Genomic DNA, 23,148 nt, shown 5'->3' with positions numbered 1-23,148 from the left:
GTCATCCGGGGGTCGTCGCTTCAGCCCGCGTGTCGAATGTCAGGCGTGGTGGCGGCTCCCGAATCTCGTGAAATCATAAGCGACCGGTCAGGCTGATCCGCACGGTCCGGCCCGGTGCGGGATTGAGCGAGCGGGTCAGCGGATCGCCATAGTAACGGTCGGTAAGATTGGTGCCGTCGAGTTCGGCGGTGAACCTAGGGTTGATGCGAAAGCGGACATAGGCGTCCACGGTCAGCGACGCGCCCCAGGCATAGGGGACGTTGAGGCTGATGCCGTCGATCGGGGGCGTGCCGTTAAGCAAGCCCCGCAACTGCCGGTTGTCGTACTCGCTGTACCAGGTGTAGCGCTGGCCGATCTCAAGCCGTTTATCGAAGAAGCGTGCGCCGACGGTGGCGTTGAATGAATCGTCCGGCGCCGCCTGCGTCAGCAGATAGCCACCGTAGAAGCCATACTTCACGCAGTTGGGGATACGTTGCAGCGCACTGTGGCTTGCGTCGGTCTGCAAGGCCCGGCTTTCGTCACAAGCCTTGTTGGTGAAGACATGCGCGTAGCCGACGTCCCCGAAGAACCGGCCGTTGTCGAAGCGCGACTGGGCCTCGATCCCGGAGATAACCTGCTTGTCGATGTTCGAGAACAGCAGCGTAGTGCTACGTTCGATCACATCGGTGGTGACGTTGCGATACCAGGTCAGCTTGAAGTCAGCCTTCTGACCGTCCGCGAGGCCCAGCATCGGTCGCAGATCCTGGATGAACGCCGCCTCGGTCGAATGGATATGCTCCGGCTTCAGCTTGGCGAGCGGGTTGAACGAAGCGGAGAAGCCGAGCGTGCTCTCGAAGATGCTGGGAAACCGGTACGCCTCGGCATAGCGCGCATAGATTCGGCTCGCCCCGTTTAAGTAGGCGGTCGCGGAAACCATTGGCGCCCAGCCATGACCGGCGTTGTTCGCGTTTGCATCGGTGGCGGTGTAGCCGACCGTCTGGCCGCTTATTGAGCATGACTTAGGATCATACCCCGGCTTGTCATTGTAGAAGCCATTTTGACAGAGATTGTCCGCACGACGAAATCTCCCGTCAGCACCGACTGAGAAGCTTTGATCGTCCTTAAGCTGGCGACCTCCGTTGTCATACTGCGGATCATAATTTTCGGCATCAGCGTCCGCGAGAGCACCTGCCGTATCCGCGTCGAAGCTATTGAGGTAGAACTGGTAGGCTACATATCTGTAGCTGGATTTGTCAGTTACGTTATAGTCTATATTAGTGGTATAGCTGCTAATCGCAAACGACTGCGGCGCCTGACCCGATGCGACAAGGCGACGAAGCAGATCGTCGGTCGCCGAGAAGCCCGCGTAGGTGATGCCGGCGTTGAACTTCAGGAAGCTGACCGGACGCCATTCCGCCTTGGCATCGAAGCGATACTCCTCGCGCCGCCCGGACCTTGGATACTGGCAGAAGTTGCAGGCTACGCTGCGATCGAGACCGTCCTGCGAGCGCAAGACCTCGCGCTGCCAGTTGCCCTGCATCAGCAGGTCGAGGCGCGAGCCGAGCTTGAACTGGTTGCTCGCGATGACGCCCAGACGATCGTTGCGGTAATGCGCGATCGCGGTGTTGACGATGATCGGATTGTCGATCGAGGCCGAATCCGGGAAGCCGCCGAGATTATTGGTGGCGCTCATCGTGTGTGTCGCCCAAAAATTGGCCTTGAGGTCGAGCCACCAGGTATCGGGCTTGAGCCGGTATTCGGCGTCGTAGGCCTGTGTGCGAACACGTGCTTCGGGCCACTGCACCGCGCCGAGGCCGCCACGATCGACGATGATGCGGTTGGGCAGGATGTCGCCGTAATGCGCTAGCGTGTCGCGAAACCCGGCCTTCAGGTAAGACACATCGTCGATGTGCCAGACCGCCTTGGCCAGCCACGACGAGGTGTTGGACGACGTGTTGGCGACCTCGATGCCAGGGGTGTACGTCAGGGCCATCCGCTGGACGAAGTTGCCAGGCGTCGCCTCCAGATCGTCTTGCGAGTAGTACCCCGCGTTGTGCTTACCCGAGAAGTAGTTGCCCTGCGTCCGATAGGCATATGCGCCGAACAGGTCGACGCTGCCGATCCGACCGGCGACCGCGATGCGCGCCGCTTTGTTACCGAACGACACGAAGTCGTTGTCAGCGCTGGTCCGCGGCGTGATGCGCAGGGCCGGATCGAAATAGGGAAAGCTCGGCTGCGTCTGATTTCCGGGCGGCCCGAGGAAGTTCGGCACGTCGCGATAGTCTTTGCCCGTCAGCAGCGTCGGCCAGCGCGGCTTCGTCGAATTGTTGCCGCCCTCGATCCTCGCCTCGATGCCGAACGTCTGCCCCTTCCTGAGGATGTCGTCGGCATCAAGCGTGTGGATCACGACCGCCCCGCCGATCGCGCCGTCGACACCCCGCTCGGATACCGGACCCTTCTGGATCTGGATGCCCGAGATCAAGTTGGGATCGATGTACGAGCGGTTGCTGACGCCGTTATAGCCGCGCCACACGGTCAGCGCCTGCTCGGTGCCATCGACGATCACGGGCACGCGGCCCGGCCCGGAGATGCCGCGAATGCTGGGGTCGATCGCGCCACCATTGCGCGGATCGCCGCTATAGACGCCTAGCATGCCCTTCAGCACGTCGGACGAGGTCACGCCCTTGTAGCGCTCGACCTCTTCCTTCCCCATGTAGGTCGTGGTGGTGTCCTTGTCATAGATGTCGTCGGCGCCGCGCGCGTCACGATCCTCGCCAAGCGTCGTGGTCGATGCCTGGTCACCTTCGACCTTGAGGGTACCAGTGGTGATCGCGCCGTCCGCGACCTGTGATGCCCGCTCGAGCGTGACCACCCGGCCGGTGATACGGGCGCGCCAGCCGCTTGCCGCCAGCAAGCGGTCAAGCGCAGTCTGAGGGGTCAAAACGCCTTTCGCGCCTGGACTGTCTATGCCGCGCACTTCGGCCGCGTCGACACTGACCTGCAAGCCCGACTGCATTCCGAATTCGGCCAGCGCGCTGCTCAACGGCTGCGCGCGAACGTCGAACGATCGCCGCGCCTGAGCGGCTTGCGCCCAAGCGATCGACGGCATCGCCAAGCCGCCGACCGCCGTTGTGATGAGGAGCAGCGATGCCGCCAGACGGCGCCGCCTCGGATAGTGTAGTTGTTCCCCCAAGATCACCGGTTTTCAACCTTCTCGTCATTCCCTGTGCACAACGGGCAATCGATAATGAGAACCAGTCGCACACATGTAAGACGAGCCAGGTGATCGGATTTCCAAAAAAAATTTGTTGCTCGGTGCTTTTTTAGGGAACTGAGACGAGGCGTGCCCATGGCGTTATCTGCCGCACCTCGATGCGATGCGCCTTTGCCAGTGCATCAAGCGCTGCATCCGGGTCACGAAGATCGTAGACGCCGGTCACCCGCTCGCTCTCAAGGCCCGCGCCGCGTCCTAGGAGGTATCCGCGGTACCATGGCTTCAGCGCATCGATCACCTCGCCGAGCGGACGGTCGACGAACACAGCCCGGCCATTCCGCCATGCCGCCACGTGTCGGGGTTGAATCTTGCCGAGCGCTATGCCGCCACGCCAGTAGAGATCAAGCGTCTGCCCAATCCTCACGATCCTGTCGGGGAAGTCCGCCCGACCCGGTATCGAGGCCGCAACCGCCCCACGTTCGACCGCTACCCCTGTGCGGCCTTCCGTCAGATGGACGTCGAAGGCCGTTCCCAGTACCCGGACACGGCTCTCACCCGCCGTTACCAGAAAGGGGCGGTGCGGATCATGCACGACGTCGAACCACGCCTCGCCGCTCAACAAGCGGACATTGCGTCGGTCCCGCTCCATTGAAACGGCAAGAGCCGATCCGGGCGCCAGGACGATCCGGCTGCCATCGGCGAGCGTGATTGTCCGTATTTCTGCAGTGCCGGTGGATTGATCGGCGCGCAAGGTCGTGACGATGCTCGGCATCGCCAGCCATGCCATTGTCGCTGCGACGGCCGAGCCGGCCCACATATGCCACCTTGAGCCACGGCGATCACGACCACCTCGTCGGTCGATCGCGGGCACATCGCACTTGGACGGGTAAGCGCGATCGATAGCGGCCGTCACTACGATGGTTTCCTGCCATGCTGCCGCATGGCGCGGATCGTTGCATAGCCATGCCTCGAATGCCGTCCGTGAGGCGGTGTCGTCCGGCGCTTCTTCCAGCATGACGAACCAGGCGCTTGCCTGACGGCTGATCGATCTCTCCTCGTCATTGTCGTTGCCAGCTTCGATCATCATGTCCTGCCTGGGTCCATCAGCTCCGATACGAGCACGCCGATAACACCGACGCTACCTGACAAGACGAATGGCGCGATCGTTTTTCCAACAGAACGAACTTGAAAGGTCAGTCAGCTTCTCTCAAGGCCTGCTTGCATCGTTCCAGGCCTTCGATAACCAGCGTATGCGCGAGGCTCTTCGAGATGCCGAGGCGGGCTGCGATTTCAACTAGCGTAAGACGTTCGATGCGATGGAGTTCGAAGGCGCGCCGCATGCGTTCCGGCATGGATATAACTGTCTCTCGAACAATGCGCAGCTCGTCGCGGACGACCAACTCGGCCAGCGCCGAGGGATGATCGCTTGCCACCTGTTCTACGACGTGTCGACAGTCCTGCTGCTCGTGTTTGCCTAGCTGCTTGTCATACCGTCGACGATCGAACACCAGGTTCCGGATGATGCGGCGCAAATAATATGCTGGTTGAGCAAGAGCCTCTCCACGATCGGCTGATACGAAGCGCAGCCATGCCTGCTGCACGACATCTTCTGCATCGGCGTGGTTGGCGGTCAGCCTCATGGCGTAGCGCACCAGCGCATGACGCTCTTGGATAAATATGCCCAAAGCCGGGTCTGGACGAGACACGACCATATACTCCCGACATTATCGGCTCACCGGCCCTCGCAGACCCATTGTTGCGAGTCAATCGCATTAATTGCCCTTAAGAGTGCGGCGTGAGCCACGGGCGCGTTTGAGAATCCGGCATCTTCAAAACACCAGAACACCTGTAAGCTTCGGTCCATATTCACCTATCGAACCGTGTACCGGTATGCTAATAGCTCGCAATAGCGGAGATGGAAGAATGGTGTACGTTGCACGGATCGTGGCCTCGACCGGTGATGCCGCAATGACGGTTGTGCATCTCATGCGGCGGTATTGCTGGTCGGCCGACTTAGAAGGGGAGCGACTGCCTTTGGCGGCGTTCGTCGTGCTTTGTCAGGCGTCGGGCATTTCGAAACAGGGTTCGATTGCGCTGGCTAGCCTGTTCGACCTGACTGCGGACATGCTGGGTCGGCCACTGGAGCCCCAGCGGTTATGCGCACACCAACTCAGTCCCGATGAGCAGGCCCTGCTCCATCTGCTTGGATCGGATTCCACCGTTTCCGCTTCGCCGACGATCGGTACCGACATGATCCCGCACGGGCTACCCGGGGCACTCGCCTGGGCGGTGGCGAGCGTACGCAGTCTCTGTCCCGATCTCGTCTCCGATCTGCGGTCTGTTTCCCGCACCATCACCTGCCCCTTCATGCAGGCAGGCCAACACAAGGATCCAACCCTTGTATCGCTTTCTTGATCAACCGGCCGCCGCTCTCGAAAGAAACGATTTGTTTCTTCTATCGGCCATGAGGTTCTGGGTGAGCGCGGTGCGACGCGGTCGCTGCCCCTGTCCTGGCATCCTCACCGGCTTTACCAATCGTGAGATAGGCAACACCACGCACGCCTTCCTAGATGTCATGCACATCCTCGACAGGCACAGTTCGGGAACGCTGAGGTTCGCCCCGATCGGTTACGATCGAGTCAGCGATGACGAGGCACGATTGCTAGCGCTGTTTGCGTTGGCTCGTGACGGTCGGCCGCTTGTAACCGCTGCCTCCGCACTCGTCGCAGATGAGTCCACAAGCCGGATCGCGACATCGGCTTGCCAGGTGTCAGCAGCTCTTCTCGCTGTGCCCCTTCGCCAGCAATAACCCGGCAACACCTGCCCGCGCTTCGACCGCCTCTTGCAAAGTAGGCTGAAGGTTATCGCTCGACGCACTGATGAACCTTGCCACTGCGTCGGGCCTGACCGTGATACTTCAGGCGAAGGACTCGGCCTGACTACACTTAACCCTGCAGGCTATCAGCGCCGATCGCAGTGGCTGCTCTTGCACGGTGAAGGGCTGTCACACGCTTGACCTGAGCGATACTACATCCTGCCAGTTCGGCGGTGCGGGCAATGCTCATGCCGGCATCGCGCAGCCCAATGATCCGACGGTGATGAGCAAGGTCGGGCTTGCGGCCGGTATACCGCCCTGCCCGTCTGGCGATTTCGATACCTTCGCGCTGCCGCTCCCGGCGCGTCTCGTAATCATCCCGCGCGGTTTGAAGTGCGACGCGCAGCAGCATGTCCTGCACTGCCTCAAGGACGATCCGGGCAACGCCGGAGCTGTCGGCGACAAGGTCGGAGAGGTCGACAATGCCGGGCACTGCTAGCCGAGCCCCCTTCCCTCGGATCGTCGCCACCAGCAACTCTGCCTCAGGCAACGGTAAACGACTGATCCGGTCGATCTTCTCCGCGACGACCACCTCGCCAGGCTGGAGGTCGGCGACCATGCGCAGCAACTCCGGTCGATCCGGCCGGGCACCCGACGCTTTCTCCCGATAAACCGCCGCTACGTAAAAGCCAGCTAACCGCGCGCCCGCAACGATCGCTTCCTGGCGGGCGAGATTCTGCTCCTCCGTGCTGACCCGCAGGTACACTCGTGCTGCCTTGATCATGGTCACTCTTCCAGCTCGCGCATTGTGCATAGGCTCTCTTGGGTATACCCATATTGGCGATCACCTTGGGTTTGGCTACAAACCAACTATAGCGATATCTGGTAGCCTGGCCAATCAAACCGACCCATTATGGCTGCAGCAGGTGTCGTTCACCGATTTGTGGCAATCGGGTATACCCAGATGGGCGGATTATCCTGGTCAATCCTGCGGCCATGCCCCACCGTCGGTCTTTGCCATTCAGCCGTAAGTAGCATATCGCTACTCGAGCCTAAATTTTAGGAGGCATGATGATGGTCACGCAAACCATGGATATTAAGGTGGCCAGTAATGGCCGCATGGTACTTCCTGCCTCAGTGCGAAAGGCAATGGGGCTGCACGGAGATGCCAAGGTCATCCTGACCGTTGAGGACGATCAGGTCCGGCTGTCGCCGATCGGACATGGTGTATCGCGAGCGCAAGCGCTCTACCGCGAACATGCCAAGCAGGTGCGCACGACCGAGAACTTCCTGCATGACCGAAAGGTTGAGGCTGCCGCTGACCTTGGCGAGGTCACATCCGATGACGAGGATGGGGAAGCGCAATGACCTCCGTCGTCCTCGACGCATCCGCGGTACTGGCGCTGGTTCGGGACGAACCCGGTGCCGACAAGGTCGTACCACATATCGGTCGTGCGGCCATCTCGGCGGTCAACCTCCAGGGGGTCATCAAGGAGCTGCTGCTCAGCGGACTCGACGAGGCAACAACCCGCGAACTGCTCGATGAACTCCGCCTCGATGTCCGCGCGCACGATGTCAGTGCGGCATATGCGGCTGCGGCTCTGCACGCCCAGACGCGTCAGTACGGCCGCGGCCTAGGTGATCGGTCCTGCCTGGCGCTGGCTCTTCAACTCGGCGTCCCTGCCCTCACAGGTGATCGCGAATGGAAGAAGGTGAAGGTTAAGGGGCTTCGGATCGAACTGATCCGCCCCTGACTTAACCTACAGATACTTCTTGGCACGGCTACCCGAGCAGGAAGTCGATGTCCTCCTGCGTCAAGCCAGCTGAGGTCGCCGCCTCGTCACTCCACATCGCGTCGGCGAGTGTGGCCTTGCGGTGTTGGAGGTCAAGGATCTTCTCCTCGATCGTGCCACTGGCGATCATGCGGTAGACGAACACCGGCTTGCGCTGGCCGATGCGGTGCGCGCGGTCGATCGCCTGCGCCTCCACTGCCGGGTTCCACCACGGATCGTAGAGGATCACGGTGTCGGCAGCCGTCAGGTTCAGCCCCGTGCCGCCCGCTTTCAAGCTGACGAGGATCAGCGGCACCTCCCCGGCCTGGAAGCGGGCGACCGGCGTCCGGCGGTCCCTGCTCGTGCCGGTCAGCTCGACCCAGCCGTGACCGAGCCGATCAAGTTCCGGCTTGATGAGATCGAGCATGGACGTGAACTGGCTGAACAGGATGATCCGCCGTCCTTCCGGTATCAGCTCCCCTAACAATTCGATGAGGCGCTCCAGCTTAGCCGAGCCCGGCGGCTTCGTGCCGCAATCCGGCAGCAGCCGCGGGTCGCAGCACACCTGCCGCAGCCGGGTGAGTGCGGTCAGGACCATGATCTGTGCACGCATCAGCCCGACACGCGCGATCTCGTCACGCACGCGCTGCTGCATCAGGATGCGTTGGCTTTCATGCAGCGCCATCTGCGCGGTGGCAGGTACGACCGCGACCTGGATGACGGATTTGGCCGGCAGGTCGGGTGCCACGGCGTCCTTTGTCCGGCGCAGCATGAACGGCCTGAGCTTTCGTGCCAGTCGGGCACGCGCCTCGCCGTCACCGTGCTTCTCGATCGGGGTGCGATACAGCCGCTGGAAGTCGCGCTGCGATCCCAGCAGGCCGGGCACGACCAGGTCGAACAGCGCCCATACATCGGTCAGCCGGTTCTCGACCGGCGTGCCGGTCAGCGCGATCCGGCGCTGCGCCTGCAACCGCTTCGCCGCGGCATGGCTGCCGGTGCGCGGGTTCTTGAGCACATGCGCCTCGTCGAACACGACGAGTGCGAACGTTTCTTTGGCGAGAATATCGACATCACGCACCAGCAGCGGATAGCTGGTCAACACCACGTCGCATCCGCCGATCGGGATAGTCGCATCGTGGCGGCCAGCGCCGTGCCGCACCAGCACCGACAGGCCAGGTGCGAAGCGCGCGATCTCTGCCTGCCAGTTGGGCAGCACCGAGGTCGGTGCGACGATCAGTACCGGGCTGGCGTCCACCGCCTTGCGCGACATAATATGCGCCAGCGTCTGCACGGTCTTGCCCAGCCCCATGTCATCGGCGAGCAATCCGCCGAAGCCGGCACGTGCCAGCGCTTCCAGCCAGTCGAAGCCGGTCTGCTGATATGGCCGCAGCATGGCCGTGAACCCCGGCGGCAGCGGCGTCGGGGCGAACCGTAGCTGCGTCAGTTCGCGCGCCAGTCGCCGCAACGCGTCGGCACCGCTCCACGCCAGCGCCGGCGTCGTCGCCTCCAGTTCACCGAGCAACCCCATGTCGAACCGCGAGAACCCCGACCGACCGCCAGCCCCGACCGGCGTCGCATCGTTCGCGGCCAATGCGAGCAGCGCCCGCAGCACCGGCAGCATCGCAGCAGCCGGCACCGTCACGACCCGCCCGTCACCTAGCGCCACCGGCAGCAGGTCATCCGCGTCGGCAAGGTCGCGGCTCAGCGCACCGAACTCACCGGCCTCGAATGTCGTGAGCATCCGTCGCAGCGCGGGAACGAGGTCGATCCGCGCCCCGTCCACGGTCACGCCCAGCTCGATGTCGAACCAGTCGATTCCGGACGGCACCACTGCCGCGGACAAGCCTTCGGCCTCGACCGGCAGTACGCGCAGCGGAAAGCCTGCCGTCGTCTCGACGCGCCAGCCTTCGGCGCGCAGTGGCTCTGCCTCGTAGATCAGGAACGAGGTGAAGTCCTCTGCCGATGCCGGCAGATCGGGCACCTGGTCCCACCCCTGCCGCGCGACCGGAGCAGCTTCGTCAAAATCGTGAAGCGGCATCAGCCCGGCGAGCATCAGGCGGTTGAACGCCGCGTCCTCCGCATCCTCGTCGCGCGTGAGGCGTGTAAGGGTGTCGCCATCGCGTAGCAGCAATGTCTGATCGTTCGTCACAGCATCGACGATGGTTCCCTGATAGTCGAAGCTGACACGGGCGAGCGCGCAAGGCACCTGCATGCGATGATCATGGCGGTAGCGTGAGCGCGACCAGCTTTCGATGGCAACCTTGTCGATACACAGCGACACGACCGGGACCGGCGCGATCACGCCCAGGTCCCGGATATCGGGGGCGACAGGCGCGGGCACTTCCCCCGGCACCAGATCGCTCCAGCGCGCTGCCAGCCCCGCGACCGCTTCCGGGCCGACAGGCGGCAGCCGCAGCAGCTGCTCGGCCAGCGCTGCGGATACCGCCAGGTCGAGCGGCGTGACCGCCCCGCCGACCGTATCGATCAGGACCGGTGGAGCGACCAGCGCCACCACGCTGTTCGAGCCGATGCCGTCGACCAACAGCCGCATGTGACCAAGATCATCGTGCATCCACGTCAGCCGTGCCGTCGCTGCCGCCTGCGACGACAGTACCGGCCCGCGCGGGTTCTCCCAACGCGATCGCCCCGTCGCGATGATGCGTACGAGAAGGTCGGCGCCCCCTGCCCCGCTCAGGCAACCTTCATGATCGGTGTCGCCGAGCCGCTGTTGCAGCCGGCGAACGATCAGGCGATCCTCGTCACTCATGTGTGCCGGGCTGCCGTAACCAGGATAGAGGCTGCCCGCGTACACCTTGGTGCCGCTGCCTGTCGGCTTGCCATCGACATCGAGTGCAACATCGACCGGCTCGATGATCAGGCGCAGCGCGCAACCCGGCGACGTCATCGCTGCCAGCGGCCGTTTCCTGGACAGCTTTGCGGTGCCGGAGACCGCTTGCACCTTCACGACATACAGGATGGCCCGAGCGGCGGGATATGGTTCGATGCCATGCCGCTTGGTAAGCGGTTTTATCGCTGCCGCCCATTGCGCCAGCGCTGCCGGCAGCGGCTCTACCGTCTGGCGTGGTGCCGCATGCTCGACCGGGATTCCCTTCCAGCCCGACTTCGCGTCGCTGGCATCGTATCTGGTGACCGTCTTCGCAGCCTGTAGCGCGAACAAAACCGCCGCGGCATGCTTGCAACCGATCGCGACCGGGCACGTGCAGGATGTCATGACGCTTCCATCCTGGCGAAAGCGCAGCTCGACAAGGTAAGGGGTGCGCGCCGTACCCTTCACCGAAGCGGAAACAACCACCCCGTCCGCGCCCACTTCCAGCCGCCCGATACGGCCGCTCCGCCAATACTCCCGACCCGCTTCCATCATCCGCGCGTTCGTGATGGCGCACCTTATAAGAGCGTCGGTAATGTCCGGTATCATAACAGCGAAGGCCACCCTGCTTGTTGATAAGGGGCCAAATGCGCGGTTGTCCCATGATGCGGCCTGTATTTCATCAGGGAGTAGCGCGCATTACCCTGCAACGGGAATCAAGTTCATGCCTGACATCGGCGTCGTTCAGTGCCTCACGGACACGAGATAGACCATCGCCCCGCAGCCGTGCCTCAATCGATCGCCAACCACGATATTGACCACTGTCGGCCATCTCCCTTGCCAGCTGCAGGATGCTGTGACGGAAGGTGTTCACACCAAGGTACCCGTACATTGTCCACTGCGTACCAGCATAGTGGATAGGCTTGGGCAGCGTCCAGCCTGACTTGTCGCATCAAGCCCATCGCTCACCCAGCGTGGCGCAGAGGTCAGGGGCCCAACGACAGTCCCCCGCAGCATCGCGCACAACGCCGCCCTGGCGCATTTTCTCGTACCGCGCGTCGAGTCGAGGACGAGGTAACGGATCTTGCCCAGTGGGCGCGTCCGCCACGCCTCCAGTTCGTCATCGAGCAGGGCAGCCGCGCGGCTGACCTGCGACGACGACAAGCCTTCGATACCGAACTCGCGCAGCACTGCCTCGGCCTGGCGCGTCGAGACGCCCTTCACGTACATCCCGGCGACCGCCAGCATGACCGCGCGCACGGAGAGGCACCCACGCTCCGATTGCGGGTAGAAAGGCTGCCCCGTCATGACCGGCGGTCCTGGGGACTGCCACGTGCACCGTGCCCGCTGGCGTATTGCCGAGCGCCAGGCGGAAGCCTGGATCGTCGCGCAGAGCATCGAGATCATCGGCATCCTCATAGCCGCACGCAATCGCGAACACACGGGCACGCAGAATGTCATCCAGGCGATGAATCACCCGCACTGGATCGCGCGGATCGGCAATATGCGGATTCCGACATCATCGCGATCACGATTCCTCGATGATGGCGATCAGCGTTCCAACATGATGGCGATCACTGTCCGCGATGATGGCGATCATCCTAGCGAAACTGCATAGACGAGCGGCAGTTCATCGGTGAGAGTGACGTGGAACCGATCCGGACGGGACGTGACCGAAGCTGCCCTCGATGTCGGCCCAGTCGCTGGCGGTTGCACGATCAACCTGGGGCAATCGGGATGGACGCCGAGCAACTCACAAGCATCTGGAACCAGCGCGAGGTCCCGGTGATCCTTCGCAGGACCGGTAAGGGGGAGCTGTTGCGGCTGCGGCTTCCATATGCTGAGACTAACCGGTCCTGGCTGCAGAACGACAGACGCACCTCGCCCGCATGGATCGCCAGCAAACGCTGTTGGGAGATACCGAAGGCCTGGTTCAACGACTTCGTGGAACGTGCGCTTGCCACCTTTGGGGCGGTCTACGTGATCCAACCCTACCGCGAACAGGAGAACTGTTCCCCGGCTTGCCTGAATGCGGTCGGCCACGAGTGCCAGTGCTCTTGCATGGGACGCAACCATGGAGTCGGCAACGATGGCAGCTGGTTCGAGATATCCGAGACGTTCGCCACACGATGGGGTGACCAGATGCTCGCATGCCGTCTGATGAAGGCTCGCCCGAATGTAGGATGAGGTTTGATGCCTTACCGCCTTCTTCTCGGCCACGGCCTTTACTGCAACCCTTATCGTTTGGCAGTACTTAGTGGGTCCCGGCCCTAACTACGCGATCGTGACTAGGAACGGTCCGCTCCTTGCGGCAAGCAGCCCGTCCTTCACGATGATGCACTCGATGCTGTGGCTGCCCGGATACGTCGCCGTCTCTTCGCGGGAGAGTACGCCGGGGGTGATGTCGCCCACGTCGAAGCCGCCGCGGAGGTCGCGCGCCTGCTTCGCGGCTTCGCCGGTGTTCACGACCTGCCAGAACACGTCAAATGGACGCTTCACGTCCGTTCTAGCGTCGAAGCGCAGCTCCGAGCCGCGGGCGATCGGCTCGCCGCTTCCGAAGACCTGAGGCCTGAAGCCGTCGCGCATCGCGCTGGCGACCACGATGTCGACGCTGCCGTCACGGAAGGTTGGCCAGCTGGCTGGTCTGCGATGCGGTGCATCGAGCACCCGCCGCATCGCACGGTTCGCCCGTGCCGCGAACGTGACAGCCGGCCGTCGTGAGCCTCCACGGCGCGCGACGGCGGCCTCGACGAGGTCACGACCGATCCTGGGAGCGAGGACGTCGACGAACTCTGTCGCGTCGCCGAGCCTCGACGCGGCGGCGAAATCCGCTCGTGCGGTCTGCAGCCAGTCGTCGAACGCTACCTGCTTCGAAGGGTCGTCGTTCCAAGCGTCGGCGAAGTTCTCCCGCGGATCGGAGGGGTTCGCTATCCACCACTCGCCGGAACGGCATTCCACGTAGGCATCCATGCGATCGAGGATGCTGAGCAGCGCACCGGCGATGGTGCTCTCCTGCCCGTAGGCGTGCGCGGCCAATGTGGTAATCACGATCGAGCTGGGTCTTCCCTCGGGCTCGTCGACGAACCTCATGTCGCGGTGACGCTTTAGGATCTGGATTGCCGACTGCAGTGGCGTACGGATCCTATACGTCGGAATGTCCGCGACGTCGGCACGGGCCTCGATCGCCATGGCCCTCCGCCGGCTCTCGAAGACCGGTCGCATCCGGCCCAGGAACCATGCCGCGTAGCCGTTGGGATTGCTGGCGGGCCAATCATCACTTAGCCGACGGTAGTTATGGTGCTGCGCGTCGGTAATCGAGATCGCATCCCTCACGAGGTCGGAGGACGAAGACGCCTGTTCGCGGATCAGCCTCCGGCGCTGACCATCCGGCACGGACGGGAGGACGTCCATGTGGAATTGCGCTTCGTCCGCATAGTTGAGCGTCCAGCATCGATCCCATGGGGAGGGAGCCTCCATGCCGTATCGAGCCGCGTAGAACTTCAGTTCCCTGCCAAGGTCCGCGTGCAGTTGAGCCTGCGTTTGATCCCACTTGCCAAGATCGAATTCGCATACGACGTCCAGGTCGTAGTGCTCTTCTCCGCTCAATGGCCTGATGGCCGTTCCCAGCCGGAACGAACCCTGGGTGTAGACGTCGAGATCGACACCGGCGAAGACGGAGGCGGGTCGATCCAGCCAGTCCGCGACCGACCTGTAGCTGCGGTCCGCCGCCTCGTAGCGGGACTGCGGAACCTGCAGCGTCTCCGCCAGGTCCTCGATCAGCACTTCCCCAATCACGTTGCGCTGGCTCATGCCTGGGCCTTTCGCAGCGACGAGGGGAGAAGCAGATCCAACTCCCCGTCCGAGAAGGTCAGGTCCTCCCGGTTCTTCAGCGCGTCCTGCGCGTCCGAGTAGGCGGCGGCGGTCGTCTGGGGCGCGCCCTTGTAGATGGCGGCGAGCTTCGCCTGGAGATCGTCGCGCCGCTTCACGGCGGCGTCGTCCGAGATTCGCTGCGTGCGCAGGTCGGTCAGCAGCGACAGGTACGACTCCCTGATCGGCCACAGGCTCGCCGCCGCATCCCGATGCTTCTGCGAAGTCCCGCCCGGATCGAAGCCCTTCATGTATCCCGAGATGATCAGGCTCGCGATCGAAGCTACGGCCGTGGCGATCTTCAGCGCGACCTGGTCGAGGAAGATGACCGAGAAGGCGCCCGACGCCGTGACCGCGGTGAGGACGATCTGAGCGAGCTTGAACCGTCGAAGCGTCCGTCCGCAACGATCGCCCATCTTCTCGTGGGTCTTGTGCGTGTAGACGACCCGGCCGAAGCACTCGCGGATCTGATCTTCCAGTTGCGTGAACTCGGTCATCGTGTCCTGTACTCCTCCGGCCACATCGTGCCTCCGGCAAGCGGCTCGTTGATCGTCGGCCGTCATTGGTCAGGCCGCCCTTCGTTCGACACGGCTCCCACCCATCCCCTTCACGATGGAGAAGCCGTTCGGCACGGCCTGCTGGACGAGCGGCACGTGCGAAATTAGGCCGACGGCACGGTTCCGGCCGACGATCTCCTGAAGCACCTGCAGGACGAGATCTAGCGTGCCGCTGTCGTTCTCGGTGTCCAGGCTCCCGAACCCCTCGTCGATGAAGATCGTATCCAGGCGGATGCGTCCGTGGCTCATCTCGACGATGTCGGAGAGGCCGAGCGCGAGCGACAGCGCAGCGATGAACGTCTCGCCACCGGACAGCGTGCTGATCTCACGAGGCCGCCCGGTCTGGATGTCGTGCACGCGGATGTCGAGGCCGCGCTTGGTCCGGCCGCCGATCGCCTGCAGGTCTCGCTCGAACCGGTAGCGGCCGCCAGTCATCGGATCGAGCCGCAGGTTCGCCGCGTCGAGGACGTGGTCGAACATGGCGCCGATCGCGAACGTCTCGAGCGGCGTTCTCATCAGGTTGTCGCCGGTGAAGGCGTCGGCGAGCCCGCGCAGCGGTCCCGTCTCTTCCTCCAGTCTGGTCAGTCGCTCCAGCTGATTGCGCAGGGACGAGAGCAGGTCGTCCAGCACCTTCCTCGCGGCATCGGCGTCGGCAGCCGCCGTGCGGGTCCTCAGACACTCGGCCCGTGCGCCGTCCATCGCCACCGCGAGAGCGGCGAGGTCGGGCCGCTCCACATCCCTGATCGCCTCGGCGGCGGCCGTTGCCTGTGCCTCGGCGATCGCCACATCGTTCCGATAGGCCCGGATCCGCTCCGCGTGCGCAGCGATCTGAGGGATATCCACGCATCCGAGTTCATAGGCCGCCTCGTTCAGCCCCACTTCGGCAAGGCGAGCTTCAAAGCTCAGTCGTCCCTTCTCCACCTCGGTTTCGGCCTGCGCGACGGCATCGATCGCGCCGAGCACCTTGGCGGCGGTGGTGTCCCTCGCCGTTGCGGCGTTCCGTAGAGCCTCCTCCGCTCCCGCCAGCGCGTCACGCAACACCCTGATCGATGAGGCGATGGCCGCGCCTTCCCGCTCCAGCGCGCCCTCAGCCCCGAGCGCTTCCGGCACGCCGGCAATCGCATCCTCGTACGAACGGGCGGCAACGGCCTCCTCGGTGCGGGCCTTCTGCAGGATCTCCCGCGTCTTCTCCGCCTCCGCGACGGCAGTGCTCAGCGAGGCCTTCGCCTGTGCGGCCTGCTGCTCGAGTTCGGCAGGTGCGGGGATCTTGCCAAGGGCGTCGAGTTCGCCCTGGACGCGCGCGACTGCGCTGGCCGCGTCAGCGACGGACGACCTGGGCGCCGTCAGCGCAGCGAGTTCGGCAACGCGCTCTTCTAACGTCGCCTCGGCGGCTCTGACCGCGGCTTCGGCGAGGTCGGCCGTCCGCACTGCGCGATCGAGGCGCTCGCGGGCAGCGCGCATCTCCGTCTCGAGCGCACGAGGATCGCCGTCGCCGTGTGCGGGAGACGGATGCTCCGCGCTCCCGCAGACGGGACAGGGTTCGCCATCGGTCAGGTGCATGCTTGCCAGAACCTGGGCCTGCGCGTCGATGAAGGCCCCCTCCGCGGCGGTGGCAACGATGCGGTGCGGCTCGACCTCACTGGTGGCGGCATCCCTCGCCTTCTTGGCTTGCTCGACATCGCTCTGAGCGCCCACGACCTTCCGGTCCACTGCGTCGTAGGCCTTGGCTGCAGCATGTTCTGCAGTCGCGTTGACGAGCTGCGCCTTCAGTTCCGCCTGCTCGAGCGTGGCCTTGCGTGCGCTCTCGACTTCATCTCCCAGGCGGACATGGAGCGCGTCGAGTCGGACGCGTTCGCCCTCCGAGCGATCAAACGCCTTCTCAGTCCCATCCAGATCACTTCGCTTGGCAGACCAATGTTTCTTCAGGTCCGCTGCACCCATGAGCAGGTCCGTGCGACGCTTGACCTCCGCCGCCTGGGCGGAGAGGCCTTCGAGCTGCTCGGCATTGCCTCGAGCGAGCGTGGCGGCCTCCTCGCAGATGCCGTGTTGCCTGTCGGCATTTTCCGCGACTGTCCGAGCGTCCTTCTCCAACTTCACGGCTGTCACGCGCGCCGCCTCGAGTTCGGTCAAGCGGGATGCAAGATCGACGGCGCGCTGGGCCTTCTCGGCACGAGTCAGGACGACATGAATACCTTCGATCTCCGCCCGCTCCTGCTCCAGCTCGAGCCTGCGGCGCTCCGCATCTTCCGCAGCCTTGAAGCGACTTTCCACCGCCTCGGCCGTAAGATGCGCCTGCTCGGCCGTCCGGGCGACACCTTCGGCCGACGTCGCTTCGTCGTGATGAGCCTGCGCCGTCTCCGCAGCCGCAGAGATGCCAGCCGCGAGATCGTCCGTGCTGGCGTAGCCAGCGTCTGCGAGGCGCTGGGCGACAAGGCGGTGACCGTCGTCGAAGTCGCGCTTCGCCGCCGCGGCGTCCTCCTTCATCCGTGCGGCCATGCGGCGATAGATGCTGACGTCGAAAAGGTCGCGCAGGATTTCGACCCGCTGGTTGCTGTCGGCGATCAAGAACCGCTCGAAGCGACCCTGCGGCAGCAACACGATCTGCCGAAACTGCTCGACGCCGTAGCCGAGCAGTTCCTTCACCAGCTTCAGCACCTCGCCGACCTTAATCTCGGCGAGCACGACGCCGCAGTTGTCGGCGGTCACGTCGTCGACGGCGATCGCGGTCGCATCGAAGAGCCACGCCTTGTGAGTGCTGACCGTCTCGCCCTCGCCCCGCATCTTGGGCCGCGACTGATCCGGCTGACGTCGCACGAAGTAACGCTTGTCGCCAAGCTCGAAGAGAAGCGACACCTCCGTCAGACGGTCCGCATCTGCATGACCGGACCGCATCGTGGCGATCGACTGCTCCGGCTTGGCGCCGACGCCGAACAGCGCAAACGTCATGGCGTTGAAGATCGAAGACTTGCCCGAGCCCGTTGCGCCGTAGATGCCGAAGAGACCGGAGTCAGTGGCCTCACGGAAGTCGACGAGCTCGGTGCCGGCGTAGGGACCGAAAGCCGTCATGGTGAGGACGACGGGCCTCATGCATCCTCTCCCGCCACGGCCATGTCGCCGAGCGCCGTCTCGACGAGCGCACGCTCCGCCTCGCTGATCTCCTGCTCCCGGACGAAGCCGACGAAGTTGGCGATCACCTCCTGCGGTCGCTCGAGCGCCGCCCTCCCCTCGCGCAAGCGCTGCTCGCCCGGCGTGGCGTTGCGCTCGTAGGCGAGCTGGACCGCATGCGGATACAGCCTGCGGATGCGCTTCATCGGATCGATCTGAGGCGTGTTGTCCGTCAGCACGACGCTAATCAGATCGTCCGACGCTTCCGGCGCGGCCAGCAGTTCGGCGAGCCTTCCCCGAAGCGTGCGGATGCGCCGCCGCGGCACGAAAGGGATCGGCGTGGTCGTCACCGAGCCGTCCGCGGCTAGGTCGACGAGGGTCATCGACTTCTCGTGCCCCTCCTCGTCGAAGCCGAAGGCGAGCGGGGCTCCGGAATAGCGCACGTGCTCGGCGCCGACCGCCTGCGGGCGGTGGAGGTGTCCGAGCGCGACGTAGTGGGCGCCTTCGAACACCGACGAGGGCACCGTCTCGATGCCCCCGACGGCGCGGGTGAGCGGCCGCTCGCCCTCGCTGGTAGACGCTCCCTCGACGAAGGCATGGGCAACGACCACCCAGCGCGCGCCGTCGGGAAGGTGACGCCTGGCGCTCGCGACCTGCTCGCGCAGCACGTCGGCGGGGCATGAGATGTTGTCGTTGCCATAGCATGCGCGCGCGGCGAACTCGTACGAGAATGGCAGGGCCGAGATCGCCACCGGGCCGTGTTCGTCGGAGAGCAGGAGCGGCCGCTCCTCGGGATCGAGCGGGCCGCGCACCAAGGAGCGGTCGGCATCCGCCAGCACGCCCATCATCCCGATCTGCGCCGCCGAATCGTGATTGCCCGCGATCAGCACGATTGCCGTGGGGCTCGTCGCCCCGACCCGCCGCACGAAGTCGTTGAACCGCCTGAGCGCGGTCTGTGGAGGCGTCGCTCGATCGAAGACGTCACCGGCGATGATCAGGACGTCGGGCGCATGCGCCGCGATCGCCTCCTCTACCTGGGCGAGCACCACGTCGTGGTCCTCGTCCAGCGACGCCGCATGGAACTGCCGCCCGAGATGCCAATCGCCGGTATGGAGAATTCGCACCTGTGTCTCCGTATAGTGGATATACGTGCAGAAGCTATATGGACACCGTTGGTTCCGTCAAGTAGCGGTCGCGCATGGAAGCACAGGATCTCCGTCGAACGGTCAGATCGCGTCTAGCGTATCTGGACCAGTGCTTCCGGTGGCGCGGGCAGGCGAACCGCAGCGCCCTGACCCGCAAGTTCGGCATCTCGCCCGCCCAGGCCGCAGTCGATTTCCGCGAGTATCTCGCGCGCTGCCGGGAGCCGCTGCCGTTCTACGATACGGTGCGGAAGACGTACGTCGCATCGGATCGGCATATCGGTCTCGAGGGCCCGGGCGAACTACCGCCCATGCTCGAGGTCATCGCAGACGGCGCCGCCGGCCGGTTCGATGAATTGCCGATGCCCAAGCGGCAGTGCCCCGCCGGAATTATGCGGCACCTATTCCAGGCAATGGATCGGAACCTCAAGATTGAGATCGACTACGTATCGATGAGCTCCGGCAAGACCACTTCGCAGTGGATCGCGCCGACGCGGATCGGATACGACGGCGAGCGCCTGCACTTCCGAGCATGGAGCTACCGGCACGACGAGTGGCGCGACTACCTGCCGGTACGGGTATCGGAGGCGAGCAGCTTCGCGACCCAGCCGCTACCCGAAGCACTGCCGCTCGACCTAGATTGGGAAACAAAGGTCCGGGTTGCGCTACGTCCACGAGGTGACCTCTCGGCGGAACAGCAGCGGACGGCGCGGGATGAGTACGGCTTCGCAGACGCCGAGGTTCTGATCGTCCAGACGCGAGCTGCCCTCGCCTTCTACCTCGATCGTCGCTGGGGACTCGACCTTCCTAGCTCTAGGCTGGAACACATGCCGGACGAGTAACGGCGTCCTACTCGCTGCCAAATGAATGAACGGCCATTTGCAGACAATTGGTGCCCGAAAGCCGCCAGGCCGCTTTTCTGAAGAGTTTCGGATGCCGGCAGGCGTACGAAAGTTTTGGAAGCCCGAACCCGCGGGCCACAGGCGGTGCACTATGGGGTTTTCGGTTTCCGTCCGGCTGCGGTGGCCAGGGACACGACAGGCGCGGGTGCGAGCCTGAGTGCGAACCGGCCGGTTCCAGGAGGGCGTGACGGGTTCGCCAGTGCGGGTAGCCCGGCTCTGCTTGTTGTGACTGCCCCTCTGGCGGCGGTCGGCGCAAACGACGTCGTCTCCGCACGCACCGGCGCTGCGGGGTATGTTGCCCTCGGGCCGTGCCGGGTCACGACGCCTGCATCCCGGATAGTGGTGCACGAGCCGGTGGTGCGCGGGGCTGGCACTGGCGCTCGAAGGTTTCGACGACGACCATGCGCCCGCCGCAGCAAGGGCATGGCGGCCTGATGTCGTCCGGTTCGGCCCGTGCGTCGGGCGCCGCGGGCGGTGCGACCCCGAGCAGCTCGCGGGCACGTTCGAGATGCGCCTTGCGGGTGGCACCGGCGAGCAGGCCGTAGTGACGGATGCGATGGAAGCCCTTCGGCAGGACGTGGAGCAGGAAGCGGCGGATGAACTCGTCGGCGGCGAGCGTCATGACCTGCTGGCGGTCGGCACCGCCGCGAACGTCGATGCCGTCCTCGAGCAGGTGCGTCGCGAAGCAGTACCGCAGCGTGTGCGGTCCGACCCGCTTGCCGATGCCCGCCGCTTGCCCCGCCTCGACCACCACCCGGTAGATCTGCCGCGTGCTGAGCGGCTTGAGGTAGTGCTGTCCGGGGAACAGCCAGCCATCGGCGTGCAGCACGCCCTCCCGCCGGCCGACCCGCCACCATTCCCGCAGCAGCGCCAGCAGCCCGACCGGGAGCATCGCGTTACGATACCGCCCGCCCTTGCCGCGCTCGACCCGCAGCAGCATGCGCTCGCTGTCGATGTCACGCACCTTGAGGGCGGCGACCTCAGCCGCACGCAGTCCGGCGCCGTACGCGACCGACAGCGCCGCCTGATGCTTCAGGCACGTGGTCGCCTCCAGCAGCCGCGCCACCTCGTCCTGGCTCAGCACCACCGGCAGCTTGCGCTCATGCCGCATGCGGATCAGCTTGCGGGCCAGATCCGGCCGGTCGAGCGTCTGGATGAAGAAGAACCGCAGGGCCGACACGATGGCGTTCATGGTCGGCGCCGGCACGGCAAGGTCACACTGCTCGATCTGGAAGCGCCGCACATCCTCCGCCGTTGCCGTGTCAGGCGGACGCCCCAGGAACGTCGCAAACCGCCCGACGTCGCGGATGTAGTTGCGCTGCGTTTCAGGGCCGAAGCGCCGTATATCCATCTCGTCGATGAGACGCTGGCGTAACGGGCTGACGGCAACAGGAACGAGGGTCGTCATGGCATGGCTCCTTCTGGTGGAGCCTTGATGTTCTGCCTGCCTTCTGCCGCGCTCAATCCAAGCTCAACGTCCCTTCCATCATCTCAACCGCGCCGCACGCACCCCTCCCGCGGAGCGGGTTCGTGCAACCTGAAAATGCAGACTGTCCGCGTTCACCCGCGATGCCGCTGCTTCCATGTGACGGAGGAGATTTGCGGATGGGTGCAGGAGCAGGTATCACGCAGCCATTCAAGTTCGGCCGGCTCATCTGCCGCGGCGATCTCGGTCCACCAGGCCCGCTTGTCGGGATGCCAGCGATACCCTCTCGCCTTCAGCGCATCCTTGGCATCGTACGGAGCATTCGCAGCCTCGATCCTCGCGCTCGCCTGCTCCGCCTGCCGGATGAGCTTGGCCAGCGCGGTTTCGCCATCGGCCATCGCGCTGCCAAGCAGGTTGATCGTCGCCCAGACGTCGACCGCAGCCCGGTGGCCGTGATGAAACAGGCCCTGCTGCATGAGGAGGTGACCGAGCTTGCGGCCGTCGAAGCCCAGTTCGGGCCATGGCACCTCGTTGCATGAGCATGCCCAGGCATGGCCGGCGATGGCAGGCAGACGCCGTTCGACCCGGGGGGCGTCGAAGGCGGCATTGTGGGCAATGGCGACAGTGGTGCTTGCGATCAGGCTGACGGCCTCAGCGGTATCGATGCGTTTGCCAGTGACATCGGCGTCGGTGATGCCGGTCAGCCTAGTGATCTCGGCCGGGATCGGCACGCCGGGGTCCTCGAACCATTGCCGGGGCTGGCCGACCTGCACGATCACGCCACGTGCGTCGAAGGCGATGCGCTGGATCGCCAGGTCGATGATCGGGTGATCCGCATCGAGGCCGATGGTCTCGACATCGATGACCGCGGCGGTGCGCACCTGCCCTTGCGGCTTCGCGACGGGATAGGCCCCGGGCGGGGGCAATGCACGCAACACCCGGTAGTCGGGATGCCCGTCGAGCAGGGCAGCTGCCCGCTCGTGCGCGGATGTTTCATCGTTCATAGCCCGCAGTCATTACCCTGCCATGACCGACCTATGCCACCGCTCCCGGGAGGAGCAGTGGCACCGGTAGCGATGCGATCAGCCGTTCAGCGCGTCCTTGACCGCCTTGGCGGGCACGAACGTCAGCTTGCGCGATGCGGCGATCTGGATGGTTTCGCCGGTTGCCGGATTACGGCCCTCACGGGCCGGGCTGTCCTTGACCTTGAACTTGCCAAAGCCGGTCAGCGAGACCTCCTCGCCCTTGGCCGTAGCAGCGACGATCGCGGCCAGCAGGTCGTCGACCGCCTTGCGGGCATCGGCCTTCGACATGGCATGATTGGCGACCAGGGTTTCGGCGAGTTCGGCGTTATTCATGAATGTCATCCCAGATTTGGTCCACTCCCTTACGCGGCAAAACCGCGCAGGATCAATCGCACGCCTCCACCAAGGCTGCCAGACCTGCGTGCCGATCAATGCCGGACCGGTCGTTTGCCTTGCCCTTCACCCCGCCATACAGCCCCGCTCGCCACCCACACCACGACCAGACGAAAGCCCCACC

General features: G+C 64.4%; 18 protein-coding genes and 1 pseudogene. 5 read left to right on the top strand and 14 right to left on the bottom strand.

Annotation, left to right across the window (positions count from 1 at the left end):
* Positions 1 to 73 precede the first annotated feature (73 nt).
* The 3 genes from AC07U4_RS20020 to AC07U4_RS20010 all read right to left on the bottom strand — a co-directional run bounded on the left by AC07U4_RS20020 (position 74) and on the right by AC07U4_RS20010 (position 4,899).
* Positions 74 to 3,178 (bottom strand): TonB-dependent receptor, encoded by a 3,105-nt coding sequence (locus AC07U4_RS20020; RefSeq protein WP_495196732.1) that lies wholly within the window; start codon positions 3,176 to 3,178, stop codon positions 74 to 76.
* A 124-nt stretch (positions 3,179 to 3,302) separates the two neighbouring features.
* Positions 3,303 to 4,277 carry a FecR family protein gene (locus tag AC07U4_RS20015; protein ID WP_495196731.1) on the bottom strand — a complete coding sequence of 325 codons (975 nt, stop codon included), beginning with the start codon at positions 4,275 to 4,277 and terminating at the stop codon, positions 3,303 to 3,305.
* 109 nt (positions 4,278 to 4,386) lie between these two features.
* Positions 4,387 to 4,899 (bottom strand): sigma-70 family RNA polymerase sigma factor, encoded by a 513-nt coding sequence (locus tag AC07U4_RS20010; RefSeq protein WP_495196730.1) that lies wholly within the window; start codon positions 4,897 to 4,899, stop codon positions 4,387 to 4,389.
* A 217-nt stretch (positions 4,900 to 5,116) separates the two neighbouring features.
* On the opposite strand from AC07U4_RS20010, the gene AC07U4_RS20005 reads away from it, so the two are divergent.
* Positions 5,117 to 5,608, top strand: a complete 492-nt coding sequence (locus AC07U4_RS20005; protein WP_495196729.1) for a hypothetical protein — start codon at positions 5,117 to 5,119, stop codon at positions 5,606 to 5,608.
* Between the two features lie 530 nt (positions 5,609 to 6,138).
* On the opposite strand, the gene AC07U4_RS20000 is transcribed toward AC07U4_RS20005, so the two are convergent.
* Entirely contained in the window at positions 6,139 to 6,792 is a 654-nt protein-coding gene (locus tag AC07U4_RS20000) for a recombinase family protein (RefSeq protein ID WP_495196728.1), read from the bottom strand.
* 284 nt (positions 6,793 to 7,076) lie between these two features.
* On the opposite strand from AC07U4_RS20000, the gene AC07U4_RS19995 reads away from it, so the two are divergent.
* Both AC07U4_RS19995 and AC07U4_RS19990 read left to right on the top strand, forming a co-directional pair.
* Positions 7,077 to 7,376 (top strand): AbrB/MazE/SpoVT family DNA-binding domain-containing protein, encoded by a 300-nt coding sequence (locus AC07U4_RS19995; RefSeq protein ID WP_495196727.1) that lies wholly within the window; start codon positions 7,077 to 7,079, stop codon positions 7,374 to 7,376.
* On the top strand, positions 7,373 to 7,762 hold the full coding sequence (locus AC07U4_RS19990) for a type II toxin-antitoxin system VapC family toxin (RefSeq protein ID WP_495196726.1): 390 nt from the start codon (positions 7,373 to 7,375) through the stop codon (positions 7,760 to 7,762). The genes AC07U4_RS19995 and AC07U4_RS19990 overlap by 4 nt, the downstream gene beginning before the upstream one ends.
* Before the next feature lie 28 nt (positions 7,763 to 7,790).
* Here AC07U4_RS19990 and AC07U4_RS19985 read toward each other — a convergent pair whose 3' ends face one another.
* The 3 genes and pseudogenes from AC07U4_RS19985 to AC07U4_RS19975 form a co-directional block, all read right to left on the bottom strand.
* On the bottom strand, positions 7,791 to 11,159 hold the full coding sequence (locus AC07U4_RS19985; RefSeq protein WP_495196761.1) for a DEAD/DEAH box helicase: 3,369 nt from the start codon (positions 11,157 to 11,159) through the stop codon (positions 7,791 to 7,793).
* Between the two features lie 318 nt (positions 11,160 to 11,477).
* Positions 11,478 to 11,855 (bottom strand): transposase, encoded by a 378-nt coding sequence (locus AC07U4_RS19980; protein WP_495196725.1) that lies wholly within the window; start codon positions 11,853 to 11,855, stop codon positions 11,478 to 11,480.
* 100 nt (positions 11,856 to 11,955) lie between these two features.
* Positions 11,956 to 12,111: pseudogene (locus tag AC07U4_RS19975) on the bottom strand (transposase); the annotation flags it as partial.
* Positions 12,112 to 12,344: 233 nt separating this feature from the next.
* On the opposite strand from AC07U4_RS19975, the gene AC07U4_RS19970 reads away from it, so the two are divergent.
* Positions 12,345 to 12,794, top strand: coding sequence for a hypothetical protein (locus AC07U4_RS19970; protein WP_495196724.1), 450 nt, complete (start codon positions 12,345 to 12,347; stop codon positions 12,792 to 12,794).
* An 87-nt stretch (positions 12,795 to 12,881) separates the two neighbouring features.
* On the opposite strand, the gene AC07U4_RS19965 is transcribed toward AC07U4_RS19970, so the two are convergent.
* The 4 genes from AC07U4_RS19965 to AC07U4_RS19950 form a co-directional block, all read right to left on the bottom strand.
* Positions 12,882 to 14,417, bottom strand: coding sequence for a nucleotidyltransferase (locus AC07U4_RS19965; RefSeq protein ID WP_495196723.1), 1,536 nt, complete (start codon positions 14,415 to 14,417; stop codon positions 12,882 to 12,884).
* Positions 14,414 to 14,971: an SLATT domain-containing protein gene (locus AC07U4_RS19960; RefSeq protein WP_495196722.1), complete on the bottom strand. Its 558-nt coding sequence runs from the start codon at positions 14,969 to 14,971 to the stop codon at positions 14,414 to 14,416. Before AC07U4_RS19960 ends, AC07U4_RS19965 begins: the two co-directional genes overlap by 4 nt.
* 69 nt (positions 14,972 to 15,040) lie before the next feature.
* On the bottom strand, positions 15,041 to 18,118 hold the full coding sequence (locus AC07U4_RS19955) for an AAA family ATPase (protein WP_495196721.1): 3,078 nt from the start codon (positions 18,116 to 18,118) through the stop codon (positions 15,041 to 15,043).
* Positions 18,115 to 19,260 carry an exonuclease SbcCD subunit D gene (locus AC07U4_RS19950; RefSeq protein ID WP_495196720.1) on the bottom strand — a complete coding sequence of 382 codons (1,146 nt, stop codon included), beginning with the start codon at positions 19,258 to 19,260 and terminating at the stop codon, positions 18,115 to 18,117. The genes AC07U4_RS19955 and AC07U4_RS19950 overlap by 4 nt, the downstream gene beginning before the upstream one ends.
* 74 nt (positions 19,261 to 19,334) lie before the next feature.
* Here AC07U4_RS19950 and AC07U4_RS19945 point away from each other — a divergent pair, with 74 nt between their 5' ends.
* Positions 19,335 to 20,120 (top strand): BrxR family transcriptional regulator, encoded by a 786-nt coding sequence (locus AC07U4_RS19945; protein ID WP_495196719.1) that lies wholly within the window; start codon positions 19,335 to 19,337, stop codon positions 20,118 to 20,120.
* A gap of 376 nt (positions 20,121 to 20,496) precedes the next feature.
* Here AC07U4_RS19945 and AC07U4_RS19940 read toward each other — a convergent pair whose 3' ends face one another.
* From AC07U4_RS19940 to AC07U4_RS19930, 3 genes are all read right to left on the bottom strand, one after another.
* Positions 20,497 to 21,588, bottom strand: a complete 1,092-nt coding sequence (locus AC07U4_RS19940; RefSeq protein WP_495196718.1) for a tyrosine-type recombinase/integrase — start codon at positions 21,586 to 21,588, stop codon at positions 20,497 to 20,499.
* A gap of 152 nt (positions 21,589 to 21,740) precedes the next feature.
* The gene (locus AC07U4_RS19935; RefSeq protein ID WP_495196717.1) at positions 21,741 to 22,610 is read right to left on the bottom strand and encodes a 3'-5' exonuclease; all 870 of its coding nucleotides are present in this window, start codon (positions 22,608 to 22,610) and stop codon (positions 21,741 to 21,743) included.
* A 78-nt stretch (positions 22,611 to 22,688) separates the two neighbouring features.
* Entirely contained in the window at positions 22,689 to 22,964 is a 276-nt protein-coding gene (locus AC07U4_RS19930) for an HU family DNA-binding protein (protein WP_495196716.1), read from the bottom strand.
* Positions 22,965 to 23,148: the final 184 nt, after the last annotated feature.

The sequence above is a fragment of the Sphingomonas sp. GW821-FHT02B09 genome (assembly GCF_059421875.1).
Note: the sequence above shows the minus strand (reverse complement) of the source record. Positions and strands in the feature narration are given on the sequence as shown.

Excerpts from the sequence above, each read along its gene's own strand:
- AC07U4_RS20015 (WP_495196731.1), bottom strand. The coding sequence starts at position 4,277 with ATGATCGAAGCTGGCAACGACAATGACGAGGAGAGATCGATCAGCCGT.
- AC07U4_RS20005 (WP_495196729.1), top strand. The coding sequence starts at position 5,117 with ATGGTGTACGTTGCACGGATCGTGGCCTCGACCGGTGATGCCGCAATG.
- AC07U4_RS20000 (WP_495196728.1), bottom strand. The coding sequence starts at position 6,792 with ATGATCAAGGCAGCACGAGTGTACCTGCGGGTCAGCACGGAGGAGCAG.
- AC07U4_RS19995 (WP_495196727.1), top strand. The coding sequence starts at position 7,077 with ATGATGATGGTCACGCAAACCATGGATATTAAGGTGGCCAGTAATGGC.
- AC07U4_RS19990 (WP_495196726.1), top strand. The coding sequence starts at position 7,373 with ATGACCTCCGTCGTCCTCGACGCATCCGCGGTACTGGCGCTGGTTCGG.
- AC07U4_RS19985 (WP_495196761.1), bottom strand. The coding sequence starts at position 11,159 with ATGGAAGCGGGTCGGGAGTATTGGCGGAGCGGCCGTATCGGGCGGCTG.
- AC07U4_RS19980 (WP_495196725.1), bottom strand. The coding sequence starts at position 11,855 with ATGCTGGCGGTCGCCGGGATGTACGTGAAGGGCGTCTCGACGCGCCAG.
- AC07U4_RS19970 (WP_495196724.1), top strand. The coding sequence starts at position 12,345 with ATGGACGCCGAGCAACTCACAAGCATCTGGAACCAGCGCGAGGTCCCG.
- AC07U4_RS19965 (WP_495196723.1), bottom strand. The coding sequence starts at position 14,417 with ATGAGCCAGCGCAACGTGATTGGGGAAGTGCTGATCGAGGACCTGGCG.
- AC07U4_RS19960 (WP_495196722.1), bottom strand. The coding sequence starts at position 14,971 with ATGACCGAGTTCACGCAACTGGAAGATCAGATCCGCGAGTGCTTCGGC.
- AC07U4_RS19955 (WP_495196721.1), bottom strand. The coding sequence starts at position 18,118 with ATGAGGCCCGTCGTCCTCACCATGACGGCTTTCGGTCCCTACGCCGGC.
- AC07U4_RS19945 (WP_495196719.1), top strand. The coding sequence starts at position 19,335 with ATGGAAGCACAGGATCTCCGTCGAACGGTCAGATCGCGTCTAGCGTAT.
- AC07U4_RS19940 (WP_495196718.1), bottom strand. The coding sequence starts at position 21,588 with ATGACGACCCTCGTTCCTGTTGCCGTCAGCCCGTTACGCCAGCGTCTC.
- AC07U4_RS19935 (WP_495196717.1), bottom strand. The coding sequence starts at position 22,610 with ATGAACGATGAAACATCCGCGCACGAGCGGGCAGCTGCCCTGCTCGAC.
- AC07U4_RS19930 (WP_495196716.1), bottom strand. The coding sequence starts at position 22,964 with ATGAATAACGCCGAACTCGCCGAAACCCTGGTCGCCAATCATGCCATG.